Origin of the sequence: Kocuria marina (genome assembly GCA_014652975.1) — a bacterium.
GTDB lineage: Bacteria > Actinomycetota > Actinomycetes > Actinomycetales > Micrococcaceae > Kocuria > Kocuria marina.
In genome coordinates this window covers 140,865-160,623 of record BMZV01000005.1, presented here as the reverse complement: position 1 = coordinate 160,623, position 19,759 = coordinate 140,865, and the positions used below count along the sequence as shown (strand labels likewise).

Below are 19,759 nucleotides of genomic sequence, written 5' to 3'. Positions count from 1 at the left end.
GCCGGCACCAGCGGTAACACCGGAGGCGACGCCTAACCCACCAACCCACCACCACGACGCCCCCACACCGCGCGGCACAGTGACGTACCTCCGCGCGTTCACCGTGCCCGGGCCGTGATGGGCCGGCGAGAAGCACCCCGTATGACTGCCCGATGAGTCGATTGGTTCGACGACGCAGCCCGCAGGCTAGGGCCCCGCCCGCGTCGCACCGTGATGCGCACCCGAATTTCATCTGCGGATCGTGAATTGGAAATTTACGGTTTGACTAGTGGCGACGTCCGGCATCCAGGCTGTGGTGCGCATCAGCACACTTCCGGGGGCCTGCACATCATGGAAACTCAATCGCCGAAATCTGGTCGCGGGAACAGCAAGCCTGGGCGCGCTGGCGGCGGGCGGCCTCGTCACCTCCCCCGCCCACGCCCACCAGGGTGGGCGCCATGGTCGAGACCCCTCCGGACTGCCCACTGCACCGCGGACCCCCGCAGGCCGCCTGGCCCGTGACGAGAAGTACTGGCGCACCGTCGCACGGCATTTCCGCATGGACATGCCCGTCACCAACTTCGAGAACGGGTACTTCGGAGCGAACCCTCAGAACGTACGAGATGCCTATGCCCACGCCAACCGGACCATCCAGGAACAGAACTCTTGGTTCCTCCGCAACGCGTACGAGGAGCGCATCACAGATGTGCGGGCTCGACTGGCGGAAGCTGTCGGGTGCTCCGTGGAGGAGATCGCCATCACGCGCGGCGCTATGGAGGCGCTACAGGCCCTGATCGGTGGCTACAACAAGCTCAAGCCCGGTGACGCCGTGGCCTACGCCGATCTCGACTACGACTCCATGCAGTACGCCATGAAGTGGCTCAAGGACCGCCGCGGGGTGGACGTGATCGCCACCGCGATCCCGGAACCCGCGACGTACCAGAACGTGATCGATCATTACACCAAGCTGCTCCGGGACAATCCGCGGATCACATTGCTCCTGCTGACCCATATCTCCCACCGCACGGGCCTCAAGCTGCCAATCGCGGAGATCAGCCGGATGGCCGCGCAGCACGGGGTCGACACGATCGTGGATGCCGCGCACTCGTGGGGCCATGTGGATTTCAGCGTCAGGGATCTCGAGAGCCCCTTCGTGGGGTTCAATCTGCACAAGTGGATCGGCGCACCGCTGGGCTGCGGCTTTCTCTACATCAAGAAGGATCGCCTTCCCGATATCGATCGTCACTTTGCGGACGAGGACCACGACGCCGATGACGTGCGATCACGGATTCACACGGGAACCGCCAATTCGGCCAACTACCTGGCAGTCCCGGCGGCTCTGGACTTCCACCGAGCCGTGGGAGCCGCCAACAAGTTCGCGCGCCTGCAGTACCTGCGTGATCGCTGGGTGCACCAGGTCTTGGACGTGTCCAATCTGACCATCATGACTCCGGAGGATCGGCGCATGTACGGCGCACTGACGTCCTTCCGGATCGACGGGAACACGACCCGGGAACGCAGCGTGGCCATCACGGACTACCTCACCAAGGCGTGGAGGATATTCACGGTGCGTCGCGGCGGTGTGACGAACGGCGAGGTCATTCGTGTGACCCCCGCCCTGTACAACACACCGCAGGACAGCGACCGCTTGGCGCGGGCATTGAGGGCTGCCGCCAGGCGGTTCTGAAGCCCGTGGACCAAACGGTACCGGGACCGACGCGGCGTCGAGACTCGGACGAAGGCGTTCAGCCGGCCTGGGCCAGCTGTCCGCACAGCCGCTCGGCGGCCTCGCGCAACAGGGGCACGGCGCGGTCGCCGAAGTCCCAGTCCACGCGGGACGTGGGCCCGGACACCGAGATCGCAGTGGGTGTGGGTGCATCCGGCAGTGCCATGGCAAAGCAGCGCACGCCGATCTCCTGTTCCTCGTCGTCCACGGCGTAGCCGCGTTCTCGGATCTTTTCGAGATCGGCGAGAAGCTCGTCCACAGTCCCGAGGCTCTTCTCGGTGGGGGTAGGCATGCCCATGGACGCCACGATGGACACGACCTGCTGTTCGGGCAGGGTCGCCAGGATCGCCTTGCCCACACCGGTGTCGTGCACGTGGGCGCGCCGGCCCACCTCGGTGAACATGCGCATGGAGCGGGAGGACTGCGCCTGACCCACGTAGACCACCATGTGACCGTCCAGCACCGCCATGTTGGCAGACTCCCCCAGTTCGTTCACGAGCCCCTGCAGGACTGGTTGCGCGTAGGTGCCCAGTTGCAGGCCCGCCGCATAGCCGAGGCGGATCAGTCCGGGGCCCAGCGCGTAACTGCGGTTGGGCAGCTGACGCACGTAGCCCAGCGGGATCAGGGTGCGTAGCAACCGGTGGATGGTGGGCAGCGGAAGATCCGCCCGGGATGCGAGCTCGCTGAGGGAGGACTCCCCTCCGGACGCGGTGATGATGTTGAGCAGGTCGAAGACCCGCTCCACCGATTGCACGCCGCCCGCACTCTTGCCTTCCGCCATGGCCCTTCTCCCTCTGCTGCCGGAGCGATCACCGCCCCGCGTGGGGTCGCGTACGGTGACCGCAATGTGAAACACGTCTCACGAAGACCTTGTCATGCCTCGTACTCTACGCCTAGGATTCAATTAATGAAATTTATTTTCCACAATACGGATAGGTAGCGGGCCACCGCGGTTCCGCTCGACTCGGAAGGAAACCCGTCACATGGCGGCTCCCAACCCCGGCTACTCCATGGTCCTGCGCGTGGAAGCGCCCGCGACCTTCAACTCCACGAGCGAGATCACCACGGCGGCCGCCGCCGGTGCCCAGGTGACCGCACTGGACATCGTGGAGTCCTTCCCCAACAGCGTCGTCGTGGACATCAGCTGCAACGTGTCCAACGCCGAGCACCGGGACGAGGTGCGCGACGCGCTCAACGCCCTGGACGGCGTCAAGGTCCACAAGATCTCCGACCGCACCTTCCTGATCCACCTGGGCGGCGAGATCGAGGTCACCCCGAGCGTGTCCCTGCGCAACCGTGACGACCTCTCCCGCGCCTACACAACGGGCGTGGCCCGCGTGTGCATACCCGTCCGAGAGAGCCCCAAAGACGTCCGGCGGCTGACCCTCAAGCGCAACACCGTGGCTGTGGTCACGGACGACACCCCGGTACTGGGCCTCGGTGACATCGGACCAGCCGCGGCCCTGCCAGCCATGGAGGGCAAGGCCGCCCTGTTCAAGGCGTTGAAGGACGTCAAGGTGGTCGTCTCCGGCGTGGGTGCCGCGGACGTGTTCATCGGCGTCTCCGCCCCCAATGTCCTGGACGGCAACGACATCGCGACCATGGCCGACGACGCCATCGTCTTCGCCAGGGCCAATCCGGACCCCGAGGTCCACCCCCGTGGAAGGTGCCGAGCCCGCGACCGTCGTGGCTACCGGTCGGCCGGACTTCCCGAACCAGATCAACAGCGTGCTGGCCTTCCCCGGGCTGCTGGACGCGGGCGCTTGCGAGATCACCTCAGAGGTGCTCGCGGCCGCCGCGAGGGCCATCGCCGACTGCGTGCACGAGGACGAGCGCAACGCGAGCTTCATCGTCCCCAGTGTGTTCGACCAAGAACGTCGCCCCGGCCGTGGCCGAGGCCGTGAAGTCCGTGGCGGAGGCCCCAGGCCGGCTGACGGGAACGACCGGGTGCGGCGGCGTCGTACCGAGTGCAGGGCCTGCCGCACCCGCAATGAGCAGTACAAACTACACCGAAAATCCAGGAGGCAACCCATGAGCATCACCCACAACACACCCGACAACATCCCCGCCGCGAACGAGATCCTCTCATCCGACGCCCTCGCATTCGTGGAGGCGCTGCACGAGAAGTTCGCGGACCGTCGTGAGGAGCTGCTCGGCAAGCGCGAGACCGCCCGCGCGAAGGCCGCCGAGAGCGGCACCATGGACTTCCTCCCCGAGACGCGCGAGGTTCGGGAAGGCGACTGGAAGGTCGCCCCGGCCCCCGCGGCCCTGCAGGACCGGCGCGTGGAGATGACCGGACCGGCGTCGCCCGCGAAGATGGCCATCAATGCCCTGAACTCCGGCGCCAAGGTGTGGCTCGCGGACCTCGAGGACGCCGCCTCCCCCAGCTGGGCCAACCAGGTGGACGCGATCGCCAACCTGCGCGACGCCGCCCGCGGCACCCTGGGCTTCACCTCCCCGGAGGGCAAGGAGTACAAGCTCCGCGAGGACGTGCCCCTGGCCGTGGTGGTCATGCGCCCGCGCGGCTGGCATCTGCCCGAGTACAACATCACGGTCAACGGGAGGACCGGTTCCGGTTCCCTCACGGACTTCGGGCTGCACTTCTTCCACACGGCGAAGCAGCTGATCGAGAACGGCCAGGGGCCGTACTACTACTTGCCGAAGATGGAGTCCTACCTGGAGGCGCGACTGTGGAACGACGTGTTCACGTTCGCGGAGGACTACCTGGGCATCGAGCACGGCACCGTTCGCGCGACCGTGCTGATCGAGACCATCCCCGCCGCGTTCCAGATGGACGAGATCCTCTACGAGCTGCGGGACCATGCCTCCGGGCTCAACGCCGGACGCTGGGACTACCTGTTCTCCATCATCAAGTACTTCCGCGACGCCGGGGAGAAGTTCATCCTGGCGGACCGCTCCGCCGTGACCATGACCGCTCCCCTGATGCGCGCGTACACGGACCTGCTGGTGCAGACGTGCCACAAGCGCGGCGCGTTCGCGATGGGTGGCATGGCCGCGTTCATCCCGTCCCGCAAGGACGAGGAGGTCAACCGGGCCGCCTTCGAGAAGGTCCGCAACGACAAGACCCGCGAGGCCAATGACGGCTTCGACGGCTCGTGGGTGGCCCACCCGGACCTCGTGCCCGTGTGCCAGGAGGTCTTCGACGGCGTGCTCGGCGAGAAGCCCAACCAGGTGGACCACCAGCGCCCCGACGTGGACGTGACCGCCGAGATGCTGCTGGACGTGCCCTCCGCGGGGGACCAGCGCACCGAAAAGGAACTCAACGCCAACCTGTACGTGGCCATCCGCTACGTGGCGGTGTGGCTGTCCGGCAGCGGCGCGGTGGCCATCCACAACCTGATGGAGGACGCCGCCACCGCGGAGATCTCCCGCTCGCAGATCTGGCAGCAGATCAAGAACGGCGTGGTCTACACGGACACCGACAACACCGCCACGCGCGAGCTCGTCTCCGACGCACTGGACACTCAGCTCGAGGTGCTGCGCGGTGAGATCGACCAGGAGAACTACGAGAAGTGGTTCGTGCCCGCCGGGCGGCTCATCTCGGACATGGTGCTCAGGGAGGACTACCCGGCGTTCCTCACGCTGTCCGCCTACGACCTCATGGAAGGCAGCAAGTAACACCGGCGCACCTGGACGCCACCCCGGCCCCCGCCACGACCGCCCCGCGCGGCGGGGGCCGCACCCTCTCTACCGGCGGGCTTCGGTCACCGCGCGGACCTGCTGCTCGCGGGCACGGACGCTGACCTCGCACGGTTCCTCCCCGGGGACTCCGGGACCCGCCAGCCCGTGCACACGTGCTACGTCCTGGCGGACCTCGTCATGGAGCGGACGCCCGGCGACTGGGGTGTCGCGGCGGCTTCGGCGGCCGAGGAGGCGGGCGGACTCGCGGCCCTCGCCGAGCTCGCCGGGGTCGACGACGCGGCGGCACCCGATCTCGTGGCCCGCGTCCACAAGAAGCTGCGCACCGAACCGGTCGAGGACACGAACGCCTCCACTTCCGGGTGCCTGCTCCCCCGTGAGCTGAAGGTCCACCGTTTGTTCGGCGAGCAGGAGACCACGCTGGCGATCGTGGTGGCGATGAGCAGCGCAGTGGTGGGCTTCTCCTCCAGCACCGCCCACTTGAGGAGGACGTTGATGCCGATGGTGGTGAGGTAGCAGATGCCACCCACCGTCAGGAACCGCATCTGACGTTTGCCCCGGGTGGTCGAGGTCGATCCGGTGCCGGCGGACTGCGTCGTGGTGCTTTCCCTGTCAACGTGTCAGGCCCGTGTTCAGGAGTGCTTTCAGCGGACGGGAGCGGCTCCACAATCTACACGAGGGCGGGACACGGCCCGTGCACGCACAACGCCCCGGGCCGTAGTGGTCCGGGGCGTTGTGCGTGCTGCGCGGGTGTTCAGATGGTCTTCGCGTCGATCACGAAGCGGTAGCGGACGTCCGAGTCCACCACGCGGTCGTAGGCCTCGTTGATGTCCTCGGCGCTGATCAGCTCGATCTCCGCGGTGACACCGTGCTCGGCGCAGAAGTCCAGCATCTCCTGGGTCTCGCGGATGCCGCCGATGTTGGAGCCCGTGAGGGACTTGCGGCCGCCGATGAGCGAGCCCGCGCTGACCTCCAGGGCCTCGGTGGGCAGCCCCAGCAGGACCATGGCACCGTGCGGGCGCAGGGTGGCCATGAACTCCTGCACGTCCACGTGGGCGGAGACGGTGTTGATGATGACGTCGAACTCGCCCTTGTGGTTCTTGAGGGCCTCGGGATCCTCCTTGCGGGCGATCCAGTCGGTGGCGCCGAAGCGGCGGCCGTCCTCCTCCTTGGAGCGGGTCTGGCTGATCACGGTGACCTCCGCGCCCATGGCGGCGGCGAGCTTCACGGCCACGTGGCCCAGACCGCCCATGCCCACCACGGCCACCTTGGAGCCCTCGGTGACGCCCCATGTCCGTAGCGGGGAGTACGTGGTGATGCCCGCACACAGCAACGGCGTGGTCGCGGCCGGGTCCAGGTTCTCGGGGATGTGCAGCGCGAAGGCCTCGGAGACGAGGATTTCGGTCGAGTACCCGCCGTCGGTGGGGCGCCCGTCGAAGCGGTCCTTGCCGTTGTAGGTGCCCACGGCCTTCGGACAGTTGTTCTCCTCGCCCTTCAGGCACCACTCACACTCGCGGCAGGAGTCGACCAGGCAGCCGACGCCCGCGCGCTCGCCGACCGAGAACTTCGTGACCTCGGAACCGACCTCGGTGACGCGGCCGATGATCTCGTGTCCCGGGACCATGGGGAACTCGATCGGTCCCCACTCCTCGCGCACGGTGTGGATGTCGGAGTGGCAGATGCCGGCGAACTCGATTTCGATGCGGATATCGTCCGGGCGCAGGTCCCGGCGCTCGATGGTGCCCTTCTCCAGCGGGGCGTCGGAGGCGACGGCCTGGTAGGCAGCAACATTGGTAGTCATGGGCCGTGACTCTAGACCCCCGCCGTGGCCTTGTCACGTCACTCCTTTCACAGGGGACCATATCCGCAGACAGAACAACATAGACCCGGCTGTTGCTCGCCCAGCCCATCCTCGAATGCCCCCCCGTGCGGGGCGTTTCGAGGAGCCGGGAATATCCGCGGGCACCTCCCCGCTGTTATTGATGAGTTTCATCGAGATGAGTGAGGAGTCATCATGGCTTTCCGTACGGAGAATCCCGCCACCGGCATTGTGGAGCAGGAGTTCACCTCGGCCACCGATGCTGATGTCACCCGCGCGATCGAGCGCGCCGACACCGCGTTCGCTTCCTGGCGCAAGACCCCGGCCGCTGACCGCGCCAAAGCGCTGGCCGGTGTCGCCCAGGCGTTCCAGGACCGCGGGGACGAGCTCGCGCGCGTGATCAGCACCGAGATGGGCAAGCCCTTCGCGCAGGCGCAGGGAGAGGTCGCACTCTCGGCATCGATCTACCAGTGGTACGCCGACCACGGCGAGAGCCTGCTGGAGGAGGAGACCCTGGACGTGGGTGACGACGCCAAGTCCGTGGTCGTCACCGAGCCCATCGGTGTGCTCATGGGTGTCATGCCGTGGAACTTCCCGCAGTACCAGGTGGCGCGTTTCGCGGCCCCGAACCTCATGTTGGGCAACACCGTTCTGCTCAAGCATGCCTCCATCTGCGCCCGGACGGGTGAGCTGATCGAGGAAATCCTGCACGCCGCGGGTATCCCGGAGGACGCCTACATCAACTTGTTCGTGAGCACCGACCAGGTGACCACGATCATCGAGGACCGGCGGGTGCGGGGCGTGTCCCTGACCGGCAGCGAGGGCGCCGGTGCCGCGGTGGCCACCACGGCCGCGCAGAACCTGAAGAAGAGCGTTCTGGAGCTCGGCGGGTCCGACCCGCTGATCGTGCTCGACGATGTGGACGTGAAGGAGACCGCTACGACCGTGGCAACGGCGCGGATGAGCAACGCAGGCCAGGCCTGCAACTCGCCCAAGCGCATCCTGGTGCCCGCCGGCATGTTCGACGAGTTCGTGCAGACGGTCGTCGAGACCGTCGAGGGCATGCCGGTGGGGGACCCGCTGGCGGAGGACACCGAGATCGGCCCCCTGTCCTCCGTGCAGGGCCGTGACGACGCCGTGTCCCAGGTCGAGCGTGCGGTGGAGCAGGGTGCAACCCTGCACACCGGTGGTAGGGCTCTGGATAAGGACGGGGCGTGGATGTCCCCGGCGGTACTGACCGGTGTGACCCGGGAGATGGATGCGTTCAAGGAGGAGATCTTCGGTCCGGTGGCAGTGATCTACTCCTACGACTCGGTGGACGAGGCGGTGGAGATTGCCAACGACTCCGACTTCGGTCTCTCCGGCTCCGTGTGGAGCAAGGATGAGGCGAAGGCTGAGGAAGTCGCGCGTCGTCTGGAGGTGGGCATGGCCTACGTCAACGAGCACGCGACGACGAAGGCGGGCCTGCCCTTCGGCGGCGTGCGCCGCTCCGGCTACGGCCGTGAGCTGGGCCGCTGGGGCTTCACCGAGTTCGCCAACACCAAGCTGGTGCGCGTTGCCGGCTGACACCCGCCCGGCGCCCACCACGAGAGAGGTTTGCACTATGGCTCGCATTACCAAGGCTCTGCAGTCCCTGACCGCACCGTCTCCCAAGCCCACTGCGACGGAGACGGCAGTGCGCCTGGCCCTGGGAGCGTTCATGTCCACCGCGGGCATATCCCACCTGACCTTTGCCCGGGAGGACTTCCAGGCGCAGGTTCCGGACTGGTTCCCCATGGACAAGGACACCGTGGTTCTGGCCTCCGGTGTGGTGGAGATCGCCTTTGGTGCCGCACTGTTGGCGCTGCCCAGGCAGCGCGCCGCCGTGGGCGCCGGTCTGGCGGCGTTCTACGCCGCGATCTTCCCCGGCAACATCAGCCAGTACGCCGAGCGGCACGACGCATTCAATCTGGACACTGATGCCAAGCGGCTGGCCCGGCTGTTCGGTCAACCGGCCTTGATCGCCGCGGCCCTCCGGGCCGGGGGCTTCCCCCGGAAGTAGTCGGAAGCGCAGGACGCGAGCCGGCCTCACCGCCCGAATGGGAAACCCTTCAGGTCCTTCGGCAGAGGGGTCGCGTACGTGCGGACCTTGGAGGTCCTCAGCCCCAGCCACACCAGCGACTGCGCCACGGTGACCGCGGCAGCCACGCCGTCCATCACGTGCACGCCGCACCGCTCGTGCACGGCGTGCTCAAGGGCGGCCATCCCGCCGCAGCCGAGGACAACCACCTCGGCTGCGGCCCTGTTCGATGGCCCGCTGCGCTTCAGCGACGATCGTCTCGACCGCCGCGTTCTCATCACGCTCCAGGTCCAGCACGGAGGTGTTCGGCGCCCGCACGGACGCGCAGCGCTCATCAGCCCGGCCAGCTGCAACCGGTCCTCGATGAGCGGCACGGTGCGGCCCAGGGTGCTCACTCCCGGTGTAGCTGCGCCTCATGAAGATGGCGATGGAAGCGGCCACCTGGGGATGTCCACGACGGGCTGGTCGAGGAGCTCCTGCAGACCTTCCCACCGGTGCTCGCCGAACCTGGCCTGGATCACAGGGGTGAAGGGCGGGTCGTAGGTCAGCACCGCGTCCATCACCCCCACCGCGGCGAGGTAGGACTTCACGTTCCCTTCGCACGACGACGCCGTGCTCCACCCTGCGGGGCAAGTGGGAGGGAGCCCGCGGCGGCGTCGTTGGGCGCGATCTCGTGCGAGACGCAGGGTCGGTGCGAAGTGGCGGCCACGATGGCCTCACCGTGCTGGTCGGTGCACTCGAGCTCGCGCTTGGCGGTGACCAGGTAGCACAGGGCGCCCAGGTCGGCCCCAATGAACTACGAGAACTCGCCGACAGCCTGGAAGACGGGCAGCAGGGCGACCGCCAGAGAGGCCAGTATCGTGGGGACGAACGCCCCGGTTGCCCGGGGGTCACGCCGCCGCGGTAGACGTACTCGCCGTCGTGGGTGTCCATGGAGAGCTGGGGCACGTTCACGCTGGAGCGGCGGATCAGCCAGTAGTCCACCATGATGATCCCGAAGAGCGACCAGAGCAGCGGCGCCCAGCCCACCCAGGAAGCACACGATCACCACGGGCGAGGTGTAGAGGTTCCACGGCAGGATCAGCAGCGCTAGGGACGCGAGCACCTGCAGCGCGCCCACACCCAGGACCGTGAGCACCTGCCACGCACCGAGTCCGAGGGCGAAGAGGCCGATGGCGAAGCCGTAGTTGCCCAGGGAGTGCACGTCGTTGGCCCTCATGGTGAAGATGCTGTACGCGCTCCACGTGCGCCCGTAACGGCTGGTGGGAGCGAGGTCCACGTTGTAGAGCCTGTTGCTCGTGTCCGAGCGCGGCTCGTGGGGGACGCCGGGCGGTGCGTGCAGGCGCCCGGGCTCGGGGCGACCGCCCGCCTGCTCCGTGGTGCGGGGGAAGTCCTGGAGAAAACCGTGAGACGACGTCGCACCGTTCAGCTCCCAAATCTCACACCACGGGTTGACGCGCATCACACCCGGTCGATAACTTTTCATTCATCAGAACTCAAATTTCACTCCATGGAATCAAGGCGTAAGAAAACGGGGCGGCCGCGTCACCGCCCCGGGGAGGGCCCACCGTGCGGTACACCGTGAACGCCTCGATCATGCTGACCGACCTGCCCGTGCTGGAGCGCCCCGCCGCCGTGGCGCGCGCAGGCTTCTCCGCGGTCGAGTTCTGGTGGCCGTTCCCCGCCACCACCCCGTCCGAGAGGGAGATCGAGGACTTCGCCCGGTCGCTGGAGGACGCGAACATCCAGCTCACGGGCCTGAACTTCTTTGCCGGGGACATGCCCGCCGGTGAGCGGGGAGTCCTCTCCCACCCAATGCGCACGGATGAGTTCCGGCGAGGCGTGGACTCCCTGGTACGCGTGGCCCGGGCCACGGGCTGCCGGGCCTTCAACGCCCTTCACGGCAACCGCCTGCCGGACGTGCCCGTGGCCGAGCAGGACGACGCCGCCGTCGAGAACTTCCGGTACGCCGCGGACGCGGTCGCGGTCTTCGGCGGGACGGTCCTGGTGGAACCGCTCTCCGGCGCCTCGACGTATCCTCTGCGCACCGCCGCGGACGTCATGGCCGTGCTCGACCGCGTGGACTGCCCGAACGTGAAGCTGCTCGCGGACTTTTATCACCTGGCGGTCAACGGGGAGGACGTCGAGGCCCTGATCGAACGGCACGCCGCGGAGTTCGGGCACATCCAGCTCGCGGATGCACCCGGCCGCCACGAGCCGGGCACGGGCGATCTGCCGCTGCTCCGGTGGGTGGCCCGGGCCCACGAGCACGGCTACCACGGACCGGTGGCGCTGGAGTACGTCCCCTCCCAGGACGACCCCTTCGCGTGGCTCCCCCGCGACCGGCGCGCGTGAGCCCGCAAACCGACCCCACCCACAGAGGCCGCGCGGGTGAGCACCGCGTGGCCGGGCCCCGAGCGGGCGGGCACGCCGGGCGGGTGCCACGTGAACAGGTACCGAGCGAGCGGGTACCGCGCGGGCGGCGTTGTGCTGGAATGGTCCCGGAACCGGACATCCCCAGAAGGAGGACACCGTGCGCGTCGTCGTGGCACCGGACAAGTTCAAGGGGTCGGTGACCGCCCACGAGGCGGCGGCCGAGCTTGCGGCGGGCATCGCCGAGGTGCGCCCGGACGCCGTCGTGGAGGTCCTCCCGGTCGCCGACGGCGGAGAGGGGACGCTCGACGCCGCCCTGGATGCGGGCTTCGAGCGCCACGACCTCACCGTCACCGGACCCGCGGGAGGTCCCGTCCCCGCCGCGTGGGGTCGACGCGGAGACGAGGCCGTGGTGGAGATGTCGTTGACTTCGGGCCTCGCTGTCCTCCCCATCCAGGACGGCCGCCCCGTGCTCGCACCCCGCACCGCCACGAGCCGCGGCACGGGCGAGCTCGTGGCCGCCGCGCTCGATGCCGGCTGCACCCGCGTGCTGCTCGGCGTGGGCGGCAGCGCGACCACTGACGGCGGCGCGGGGATGCTCGCCGCGCTGGGGCTGCGCCTGCTGGACGTGAACGGCCGCGACCTGCCCCCTGGCGGCGCGGCGCTCGCCAAGTTGCATCACGTGGATGCCGCACAGCTGCACCCACGCATCCGGGACGTCGAGTTCGTGCTTGCCGCGGACGTCGACAACCCTCTGCTCGGCCCGCGCGGCGCCGCCACGGTCTTCGGCCCGCAGAAGGGCGCCTCCGAACAGGACGTCTTGGACCTCGACGCCGCCCTGGCCGTGTTCCGCGACCGCCTCGCGGACGCGCTCGGCGAACCGGCCCGCCAGGCCGCGGATGCCCCCGGCGCGGGGGCCGCGGGCGGCGTCGGATACGCGGGACTCGCGGTGCTGGGGGCGCGGCGCAGGCCGGGGATCGACGTCGTGCTCGACCTTGTGGGGCTAGATGCCGCCGTGGCCGGCGCGGACCTGCTGCTCACCGGCGAGGGCAGCCTGGACGAGCAGAGTCTCGGCGGGAAGACGCCGCTGGGCGTGCTGCACGTGGGGCGGCGCCACGGCGTGCCCGTGGTGGCCGTGTGCGGGCGCACCACCCTGGATGCCGCGACACTTCGCGAGGCGGGGTTCGCCGCCGTCCACGAACTGCGTGCGCTTGCAGCGGACCCAGAAACGTCGATGCGAGAGGCACCTCGCCTGCTCCGGGAGGTCGGTCGCCGCATCGCCTCGCAGTGACGGAGCTTTCCATTTCCACGGGCACTCGAGAGCGAGCAGCCCCTCACGCACCGCACCGCCCGGCCACGAGCGCCGGAACGCGCCAGCGGAAGGGCACCACTTCCATGAATGCCTCCCCGCAGCACGGTTCACCTCAAAAGAAGACCCCGGAGTCCGCCCGGGACAAGACCCCCCGGCCCGGGGCGACCGCAGACCCGGAGGTCGACGAGGAGCGCGCGAACGAGCGGGTGCGGGCGACGGTGGAGCAGGCGGCGTCGAACCCCGAGAGTGACGAGTCCCTGCGGGAGGCCGCCCAGGAGAACTCGCAGCGCGCCGTGACCGGGCGGCACCGCGAGGGGGTGGAGGCCGCGCGGGCCGGGCAAATCGCCGCAGTCGAACCGCTCGGCGCAGGCATGATCGGCGTGCGGGTGGTGGAGCTCGCCGAGGGCGAGACCCTGATCCCCGGACTCGTGGACACCCACGTCCACGTCAACGAGCCCGGGCGCACCGCGTGGGAGGGCTTCGCCACTGCCACCCGTGCGGCGACGGCCGGCGTCACCACCATGGTGGACATGCCCCTGAACTCCGTGCCCGCCACCGTGAACGTGCCCGCCCTGGGGTACGAGCGGCTGTTCGCAGCGCAGAACGCGTTCGTGGACATCGGCTTCCGGGGCGGCGCCGTCCCCGGCAACAAGGAAGACCTGCGCCCCCGCACGATGACGGCGTGTACGACTTCAAGTGCTTCCTGCTGCACTCCGTGGGGGGTGGACGAGTTCCCCCACCTGGAGGCGGACGAGATGGAGGAGGTGCTCGAGGAGAACGTCGAACGCACCCGCTGGACCGGGGCGCGCTCGCACATCCTGCACCCGTCCTCCTCGGACGCCATCCCCATGATCCGCTCCGCGAAGAACGACGGCCTGGACATCACCGTAGAGACCCGCCCCCACTACCTCACACTGCTCGCGGAGGAGATCCCGGACGGCGCCACGAGGGCCACGTGGTGGACGCCCAGCGACTGAACCATGAGAACCCCATCACCCCTACCAGGGCACGGTGTTCTCCGGGAAGGTCCGCAAGACCTTCGTGGGCGGGCACGAGGCAGACTACGAGACACCCACCGGCCGCCTGACCTCGCGCGGCCAGGCCTGACGACGACCTGCCCCACCTTTGTGACGGCGGGACACCGCGCCGTCTGCCCGCCGTGCTGATCGTGCGTTCAGGACGACGGCGCTATCTGGCCTGCCAGGGGGTCACGAAGTCATTCGCGGGTCGTCCCTCGATCGCTGCGAGCAGCTCCGCGGCCTGTGCGCCGTCGATCTCCTCGCGGATGATGTCAGCGTGCCCCGCGTGCCGGGCGAACTCCTCCACATGGTGGACGTAGAGGTATCGCAACTTCGCCGGGCGTGCTTCAGTCATGCCCACCCAGGGCATGGGGCCCACTGGCAGCTCCGCGTCGAGGTCACCGTCACGGCACATCCTCATGTATTCGCCACGAACCTCGTCGAAGGTCTCCAGCAGTGTCACGATGTCCTCGTCGTCCGACGGCGTGAAGCTCGCGAAGAACGCCTCGAACGGCTGGTCGTGCTCGTGGTGTCCGGCTCCGAAGAGCGACTGCTTCATGCAGTAGACGACGTGCTTGGTGATCCCACTGATGCTCAAGGTGCTGCGCAGGGGAGCGCGACGAGCCTGGTCGTCGTCGAGACCGTAGGAGCTGGCTCGGATGGCATCGAGCTGAACGTCCAGGTAGTTGCAGAGCGTGGCACGCTCGTTGTCGATCTGGGGCAGGTACACGATGATGTCCTCTCGGGGTCAGTGGGCGCTGTCACGACCATGACACCAGGCCCTGCGGACAGCTTCGGTCCGCTGCCTCCGCGAGAATGCAGACATGGCCGAAACCACTCAGCGCGTCCTTCGCCTGCTCGGGCTGTTGGAAGCGCGCACCACCTGGCAGGCGCACGAACTCGCCACCCGTCTGGAAGTGACGGAGCGCACCGTACGGAGGGATGTGACCAGGCTGCGACAGCTGGGCTACCCGGTGGAAGCCGCACGAGGTCTGGACGGCGGGTACCGCCTGGGTACCGGGCGCCGCCTCCCACCCCTGCTGCTCGATGACGACGAAGCAGTCGCCCTGGTTGCCTGCCTCCGCATGGGCGCGCTCTCTGGCACAGATGACGTGGGAGAAGCCGCTCTGCGCGCGCTGACGAAGCTTGACCAGCTTCTGCCTCCGCGACTGCACTCACTCGTCGCAGCCGTTGACGGGGCTACTCGAGCTCTCCCGCGCAACAGACCTGCCGTTGATCTCCACCTGCTGCAGCAACTGGCGACGGCACAGCGTGACCACACGTTGGTGCGTTTCGACTACCGCAAGCCCACCGGGGAGGTCAGCTCCCGGGAGGTGGAGCCGGTGCGACTCATGACCCAGGGGGAGCACTGGTATTTGCGGGGTTTCGACCGCGTGCGGGACGACTGGCGGGTGTTCCGCCTGGACCGGGTGACCAACCTCCGCGCCACGACCTGGCAGTTCGCGGTTCGTGAGGCGCCGCCGCTGGACTTCCGCCGCGATCTTGCCAGCCGCTACCCGTGCCGTGTCCGCGTGGAGATGGGCGTCGATGTGGAGAAAGCCACGGCCCGGATACCGGCCCCCTACCGGAGCAATCTGGAGCCCACTGCTCGCGGCTGCCGTTTCCTGGTGGGCGCACCCGATTGGGACGACCTCGCATGGCACGTCCTGTGGGTCAGCCGAGACCTTAAAGCTCCTGTGACAGTCCTGGACGGGGCAGATGCGGATCCGTTCCGGGAGGCCATGGCACGCATCTCAGACCACGCGCGAGAGGCGAGTTAGGGGGTGCCGGCCGGGGCTGATCGCCGCGGGCGGTGTGAGGTCGATGATTTCGGGCCCTCCAGTTGAGTTTCTCATCAGTCCGGGCGAACAGCGCTCAAGCAGAAGAGTTGACCCATCGGGTCGAGCATGACGCGCCACGGTTCGGGTGAGGGCTGGAAGTTCGCTTCCCGCGCACCGAGCTTCATGGCAGCACCGAGGAAGTACCCCCGATGAACCTCGGGACAGTGCCACGAGGATGGCCGTGGGCGCGCGACGGGATCCGGCCACGCCGATCGGCTGGCTGAGCTGGAGAAGGAAGTGCGTGAGCTTCGCCGGGCGAACGCGATCCTGCGATCGGCCGCGGTTTTTTCGCAGCGGAGCTCGACCGCCCACAGAGATGATCGTGACGTTCATCGACCAGCACAAGCACGAGTTCGGCGTCGAGCCGATCTGCCGCACGCTCACCGCAGCGGGCACCCAGATCGCGCCAAGCACCTACGACGCGTTCACGTCCCGCCCGCCCTCGAAGCGGGCACTGCGCGACGAGGAACTGCTGGTCGGTATCCGGCGCGTGCACGCGAAGAATTTCGGGGTCTACGGCGCGAAGAAGCTCCACGCCCAACTGCGCCGGGAAGGGGTCGGGGTGGCGCGTTGCACGGTCGAGCCGCTGATGCGCGCGGCGGGGCTGCCCGGGATCAGCCGCGCGAAAGGGACTCGCACCACGATCCCTGGCCGCGGCCCGGACTCCCGGCCTGACCTCGTCGAGCGGAACTTCACGGCGACCGGACCGAATCAGTTGCGGGTCGCGGACACCACCTATTGCCGCACGTTCGCGGGCTGGGTCCACGCAGCGTTCGTCATCGACGTGTTCTCCCGCCGCGTGGTCGGCTGGCAGGCCTCGACGTCGCTACGGACCGACCTCGCCCTGGGCGCCCTCGAGATGGGCATCTGGACCCGTCAGCACTCAGGTCACGACATCTCCTGTCTCACGCACCACAGCGACGAGGGCCTCCAGTACGTCGCCGTCCGCTACACCGAGCGACTCGCCAAGGCCGGCGCGGTCGCCTCGGCCGGTTCGACCGGCGACTCCTACGACAACGCTCTCGCCGACGCCTTCAACTCGCTCTACAAGGCCGAGCTGATCCGCAACCGCGGACCGTGGAAGGCCATCGACGACCTCCCGGCGACCGCCGACGCGGCACTTGCGAGCCTCTCACAAACCCGGGTCGATTCACGCCACAACTGTTACAGCGACGACGGCGTCTCGACCCATCAACGTCGCCAGTCAGTACATCTCGTGAGGCTCGTCTTAAGCGCCAGGTGACACGCCCGGGTCTCTGAGGCGCCAGTGGTTGCGTCAGCTCGTCTCACCATGCGACCTCGCCTTTTTGCCACTCACGCATACGCCCTACCGTTCCCTCATGACCACCCCATCCGATTCCGCCCAGCCTCTCCGCTACAGCCACGGCCACCAGCCAGCGGTCCTCGCCTCCCACGGAACGCGGACGGCCGCGACCAGCTGCGCCTACTTCCTCGACCGCCTGCGCCCCGGAATGCGAATTCTGGACCTGGGGTGCGGCCCCGGTTCAATCACCTTGGACCTGGCGGAGCTCGTGGGCCCCACCGGGCAGGTGGTCGGCGTCGACTTCTCCGAGGACGCCGTCGCCACGGCACGTGAGAACGCGCGGAGGCGGGCGGACACGACCACCACGTTCCTCGCCTCCGACCTTTTCACCGTGGGCGTCGAGACCGGTTCCTTCGACGTGGTCCACGCCCACCAGGTGCTCCAGCACGTTCCCGACCCCGTGGCGGCGCTGCGCGCGATGGCTATGCACTGCGCCGAGGACGGAATCATCGCGTGCCGCGACGCCGACTACGGCGCTATGGTCTGGCACCCCGAGAGCGCGGGTCTCGACCGTTGGCGGGAGACGTACTGCGCGAGCGCCCGGGCTCTGGGCGGCGAACCGGATGCCGGGCGGCGGCTGCGGGCCTGGGCGCACGAGGCCGGGCTCGACGTCGAGACCGCCCAGTCCTCCACATGGACCTACGCGACCCCCGAGTCGACGCGCTGGTGGGGCGATTCCCAGGCCGAGCGCGTCCGCACCTCGGGTTTCGCCGACCGAGCGCGGGAAGAGGGCCTCTCCCCCGACGAGGTCGAGCAGATCGCCTTCGCCTGGCAGGACTGGGGCCACTCCCCCGACGCCTGGTTCTGCATGCCCCACGGGGAGGTCATCGCCCGCCCCGACTTCGCAGCACGATGCGCAAGGGTCTGATCACCCTCAGCGAGCCGCGGACAGCGGGGTTTTCATGGCTCCAGTCGTGGTGGGCACGTTGCGTGAGCGAAACACACTCTCGCGGCGGGGCCTGTCCAGGCGATTCAGGACCTGTCATTCGAGCTGCCGAACGATGGGCACGAGACAGTCGATCTCGCCCTCACGTCGGTAACTCTCAATCGAAGGCCGGGTGGGGTCGTGCTCCGCCCGCCCAAAGAGGACGTCGAATGCTTCGCCAATCCGTCCGTAGACCTCTGGCACCTCGCCTCGCAGACAGGGCATGGCGAGTTGCATAGTTGCCCATGTGAGAGGTCTAACCGAGATTTTGGCAAGTTTTCAAGCACTCCCAGCAGACGGGTGGCGTCAAAGGCAGTTCTTCCGATCGGAACTGTCGGGGTGTCCCGCGGCCCGTTTCGATGGTGACGATGCGAAGAGTGGCCGCCGAGGTGTGGAGAGCGCCCCGGAGGCAATGGGATCGGCAAGCCGTTCTTCAACGAACCGCCCGGCATGACACCAGCCCCCGCCTCACACAGGCCGGGTACGGCGCCGTCGGGAGACGCACGCCCCCCGCCAAGGGTGGGCGCCTCGATCACGCACTGCCGGCACAGACCGGCGCGGGTGGTCCTACGACTCGCAGCAGGAGGACTGCTCCTGCTCCCCCGCGCAGCAGTGGCCCTTTGTGGGGGTGGGGACGTCCAGGACCGGCGAGCGGTCGAAGAAACCCTCGGGGCGCAGCTTGTACGCGACCGGGTGGCCCAGACGATTGGGGTGCTCGGCGCTGGAGACGACCCAGGTGCGGCCCACGGCCGCGTCGGCGTCCTGCATGGCCTCCCTATCGGTGGCCAGCACGGTGCACTTGCGCGTGAACGCGTTGCCGCGCAGGCTCACGTCCGAGGACAGGGACACGCGCACGGCGTCCTCCTCCTCTTCCAGGCGGCAGGGGCCGCCGTCGAGCGCGATGTCCAGGCGCGCCGAGAACAGGTGCTGGCGCCACGGCGCACCCAGCCTCGGTGCGATCTCGCGCAGCTCACCGCGTCCGGTGACCACCACGGGCGAGAGGTGGGTGATCTCGCCGACAGTCGCAGCCGAGCTCCAGCGAGTTGGCCCACTGGCCCACCAGGTACTCGCCGGCGTCGAAGTAGTTCTGCCAGGAGCGCACCTGGGATGGATCACCGTAGGGCACCATCATCTCCGCGATGGCCGCGCGGTCCAGGATGCGGTGCTTCTGCCTTTTGTCCTCGAGCGCGATGTTGTGCAGCACCAGCCCCTTGCGCATGTCGAAGCCCAGGTCCAGGCTCCACTTCTCCCACTCCGCGTGGTTGCCGCCGGTCACCGTGAAGAACGGGCCCTCCGGCTGGATGATCTCGATGGGCTTCTGGGTGGTGCACGAGGCCCGATCAGCTCCGGGTCCGAGTATTCGCCGTGCTCCTCCGGGACGGGCGCCAGCTCGAGGTCCAGCACCTGGCCCACCATGTGGCTGGTGACGTCCACGCGGGCTTGTGATCCTCCTTCTGCAGGAACGGGAGGCCGCGCAGCATGCGCCGCCCCTTCTCCTTCGGGTACTCGAACACGCCCGCGGACAGCGGTGCCACCCGGACCTTCTCCACGGGCAGGCCGCGGCGCTCCAGCGCGGCGAGCCAGCGCTTGTCGGTCGAGTAGATCTGCTCGACCATCTCGAACTCCTCCTCCAGCACCGGCAGCTCACCGGTCACGGAGGTGTCCCGCTCCACGACGGGCTCCACCTCGCGGTTGGTCGCGGAGACGACGGCGTCTTTCGCG

General features: G+C 68.3%; 16 protein-coding genes, 5 pseudogenes and 1 other annotated feature. Of the genes and pseudogenes, 12 read left to right on the top strand and 9 right to left on the bottom strand.

From position 1 onward, the window contains the following. The first annotated feature begins 538 nt into the window (after window positions 1-538). Window positions 539-1,666 (top strand): aminotransferase class V-fold PLP-dependent enzyme, encoded by a 1,128-nt coding sequence (locus IE157_RS11400; RefSeq protein WP_286737524.1) that lies wholly within the window; start codon window positions 539-541, stop codon window positions 1,664-1,666. A gap of 58 nt (window positions 1,667-1,724) precedes the next feature. On the opposite strand, the gene IE157_RS11395 is transcribed toward IE157_RS11400, so the two are convergent. Beyond that, complete coding sequence (locus IE157_RS11395; protein ID WP_035964809.1) at window positions 1,725-2,486, bottom strand: IclR family transcriptional regulator; 762 nt, start codon at window positions 2,484-2,486, stop codon at window positions 1,725-1,727. Between the two features lie 202 nt (window positions 2,487-2,688). Between IE157_RS11395 and IE157_RS11390 the strand changes: the two are divergent. The 3 genes and pseudogenes from IE157_RS11390 to IE157_RS13130 all read left to right on the top strand — a co-directional run. Next, window positions 2,689-3,740, top strand: a pseudogene (locus IE157_RS11390) (malic enzyme-like NAD(P)-binding protein). Beyond that, window positions 3,737-5,344, top strand: coding sequence for a malate synthase A (gene aceB, locus IE157_RS11385; protein ID WP_193520026.1), 1,608 nt, complete (start codon window positions 3,737-3,739; stop codon window positions 5,342-5,344). The pseudogene IE157_RS11390 and the gene aceB overlap by 4 nt, the downstream one beginning before the upstream one ends. A 168-nt stretch (window positions 5,345-5,512) precedes the next feature. Beyond that, a pseudogene (locus tag IE157_RS13130) lies at window positions 5,513-5,650 on the top strand (DUF6986 family protein); the annotation flags it as partial. A gap of 116 nt (window positions 5,651-5,766) precedes the next feature. Here the strand turns inward: IE157_RS13130 and IE157_RS13125 are convergent. Further along, a pseudogene (locus IE157_RS13125) lies at window positions 5,767-5,910 on the bottom strand (hypothetical protein); the annotation flags it as partial. Between the two features lie 209 nt (window positions 5,911-6,119). Further along, window positions 6,120-7,166, bottom strand: coding sequence for an NAD(P)-dependent alcohol dehydrogenase (locus IE157_RS11375; RefSeq protein ID WP_064847457.1), 1,047 nt, complete (start codon window positions 7,164-7,166; stop codon window positions 6,120-6,122). A 213-nt stretch (window positions 7,167-7,379) separates the two neighbouring features. Between IE157_RS11375 and IE157_RS11370 the strand changes: the two genes are divergently transcribed. After that, the gene (locus tag IE157_RS11370) at window positions 7,380-8,750 is read left to right on the top strand and encodes an NAD-dependent succinate-semialdehyde dehydrogenase (RefSeq protein ID WP_144998441.1); all 1,371 of its coding nucleotides are present in this window, start codon (window positions 7,380-7,382) and stop codon (window positions 8,748-8,750) included. 37 nt (window positions 8,751-8,787) lie between these two features. Then, window positions 8,788-9,225, top strand: a complete 438-nt coding sequence (locus IE157_RS11365; protein ID WP_064847455.1) for a DoxX family protein — start codon at window positions 8,788-8,790, stop codon at window positions 9,223-9,225. Between the two features lie 26 nt (window positions 9,226-9,251). Here IE157_RS11365 and IE157_RS12985 read toward each other — a convergent pair whose 3' ends face one another. The 3 genes from IE157_RS12985 to IE157_RS11355 form a co-directional block, all read right to left on the bottom strand. Next, window positions 9,252-9,638 (bottom strand): aspartate/glutamate racemase family protein, encoded by a 387-nt coding sequence (locus tag IE157_RS12985; protein WP_222119721.1) that lies wholly within the window; start codon window positions 9,636-9,638, stop codon window positions 9,252-9,254. Window positions 9,639-9,656: 18 nt separating this feature from the next. Continuing rightward, the gene (locus IE157_RS12980) at window positions 9,657-9,833 is read right to left on the bottom strand and encodes a hypothetical protein (RefSeq protein WP_197493205.1); all 177 of its coding nucleotides are present in this window, start codon (window positions 9,831-9,833) and stop codon (window positions 9,657-9,659) included. Between the two features lie 206 nt (window positions 9,834-10,039). Continuing rightward, window positions 10,040-10,729 (bottom strand): SLC5/6 family protein, encoded by a 690-nt coding sequence (locus IE157_RS11355; RefSeq protein WP_193520024.1) that lies wholly within the window; start codon window positions 10,727-10,729, stop codon window positions 10,040-10,042. An 83-nt stretch (window positions 10,730-10,812) separates the two neighbouring features. Here IE157_RS11355 and IE157_RS11350 point away from each other — a divergent pair, with 83 nt between their 5' ends. From IE157_RS11350 to IE157_RS11340, 3 genes and pseudogenes are all read left to right on the top strand, one after another. Further along, window positions 10,813-11,598: a hydroxypyruvate isomerase family protein gene (locus tag IE157_RS11350; protein ID WP_098056084.1), complete on the top strand. Its 786-nt coding sequence runs from the start codon at window positions 10,813-10,815 to the stop codon at window positions 11,596-11,598. A 178-nt stretch (window positions 11,599-11,776) separates the two neighbouring features. Further along, window positions 11,777-12,907 carry a glycerate kinase gene (locus tag IE157_RS11345; protein ID WP_193520023.1) on the top strand — a complete coding sequence of 377 codons (1,131 nt, stop codon included), beginning with the start codon at window positions 11,777-11,779 and terminating at the stop codon, window positions 12,905-12,907. A gap of 314 nt (window positions 12,908-13,221) precedes the next feature. Continuing rightward, window positions 13,222-13,875: pseudogene (locus IE157_RS11340) on the top strand (amidohydrolase family protein); the annotation flags it as partial. A 241-nt stretch (window positions 13,876-14,116) separates the two neighbouring features. On the opposite strand, the gene IE157_RS11335 reads toward IE157_RS11340, so the two are convergent. Beyond that, entirely contained in the window at window positions 14,117-14,677 is a 561-nt protein-coding gene (locus IE157_RS11335; protein ID WP_193520022.1) for a mycothiol transferase, read from the bottom strand. Between the two features lie 94 nt (window positions 14,678-14,771). Between IE157_RS11335 and IE157_RS11330 the strand changes: the two genes are divergently transcribed. Further along, the gene (locus tag IE157_RS11330; RefSeq protein ID WP_193520021.1) at window positions 14,772-15,728 is read left to right on the top strand and encodes a helix-turn-helix transcriptional regulator; all 957 of its coding nucleotides are present in this window, start codon (window positions 14,772-14,774) and stop codon (window positions 15,726-15,728) included. Window positions 15,729-15,802: 74 nt separating this feature from the next. On the opposite strand, the gene IE157_RS11325 is transcribed toward IE157_RS11330, so the two are convergent. Then, on the bottom strand, window positions 15,803-15,913 hold the full coding sequence (locus tag IE157_RS11325) for a VOC family protein (protein WP_193520020.1): 111 nt from the start codon (window positions 15,911-15,913) through the stop codon (window positions 15,803-15,805). A 50-nt stretch (window positions 15,914-15,963) separates the two neighbouring features. Here IE157_RS11325 and IE157_RS11320 point away from each other — a divergent pair, with 50 nt between their 5' ends. Further along, on the top strand, window positions 15,964-17,031 hold the full coding sequence (locus IE157_RS11320) for an IS3 family transposase (protein WP_318281458.1): 1,068 nt from the start codon (window positions 15,964-15,966) through the stop codon (window positions 17,029-17,031). Then, window positions 16,067-16,197, top strand: a sequence feature (AL1L pseudoknot). (Overlaps the previous gene by 131 nt.) 97 nt (window positions 17,032-17,128) lie before the next feature. Continuing rightward, entirely contained in the window at window positions 17,129-17,980 is an 852-nt protein-coding gene (locus tag IE157_RS11315) for a class I SAM-dependent methyltransferase (RefSeq protein ID WP_193520018.1), read from the top strand. Window positions 17,981-18,604: 624 nt separating this feature from the next. Here the strand turns inward: IE157_RS11315 and IE157_RS11310 are convergent. Next, window positions 18,605-19,755, bottom strand: a pseudogene (locus IE157_RS11310) (copper amine oxidase); the annotation flags it as partial. Between the last annotated feature and the right edge of the window lie 4 nt (window positions 19,756-19,759).

What these genes read in the sequence shown, in the direction of transcription:
- IE157_RS11400 (WP_286737524.1), top strand. Translation starts at nt 539, where the DNA reads ATGGACATGCCCGTCACCAACTTCGAGAACGGGTACTTCGGAGCGAAC.
- IE157_RS11395 (WP_035964809.1), bottom strand. Translation starts at nt 2,486, where the DNA reads ATGGCGGAAGGCAAGAGTGCGGGCGGCGTGCAATCGGTGGAGCGGGTC.
- aceB (WP_193520026.1), top strand. Translation starts at nt 3,737, where the DNA reads ATGAGCATCACCCACAACACACCCGACAACATCCCCGCCGCGAACGAG.
- IE157_RS11375 (WP_064847457.1), bottom strand. Translation starts at nt 7,166, where the DNA reads ATGACTACCAATGTTGCTGCCTACCAGGCCGTCGCCTCCGACGCCCCG.
- IE157_RS11370 (WP_144998441.1), top strand. Translation starts at nt 7,380, where the DNA reads ATGGCTTTCCGTACGGAGAATCCCGCCACCGGCATTGTGGAGCAGGAG.
- IE157_RS11365 (WP_064847455.1), top strand. Translation starts at nt 8,788, where the DNA reads ATGGCTCGCATTACCAAGGCTCTGCAGTCCCTGACCGCACCGTCTCCC.
- IE157_RS11355 (WP_193520024.1), bottom strand. Translation starts at nt 10,729, where the DNA reads ATGAAAAGTTATCGACCGGGTGTGATGCGCGTCAACCCGTGGTGTGAG.
- IE157_RS11330 (WP_193520021.1), top strand. Translation starts at nt 14,772, where the DNA reads ATGGCCGAAACCACTCAGCGCGTCCTTCGCCTGCTCGGGCTGTTGGAA.
- IE157_RS11325 (WP_193520020.1), bottom strand. Translation starts at nt 15,913, where the DNA reads ATGAAGCTCGGTGCGCGGGAAGCGAACTTCCAGCCCTCACCCGAACCG.
- IE157_RS11320 (WP_318281458.1), top strand. Translation starts at nt 15,964, where the DNA reads ATGGCCGTGGGCGCGCGACGGGATCCGGCCACGCCGATCGGCTGGCTG.
- IE157_RS11315 (WP_193520018.1), top strand. Translation starts at nt 17,129, where the DNA reads ATGACCACCCCATCCGATTCCGCCCAGCCTCTCCGCTACAGCCACGGC.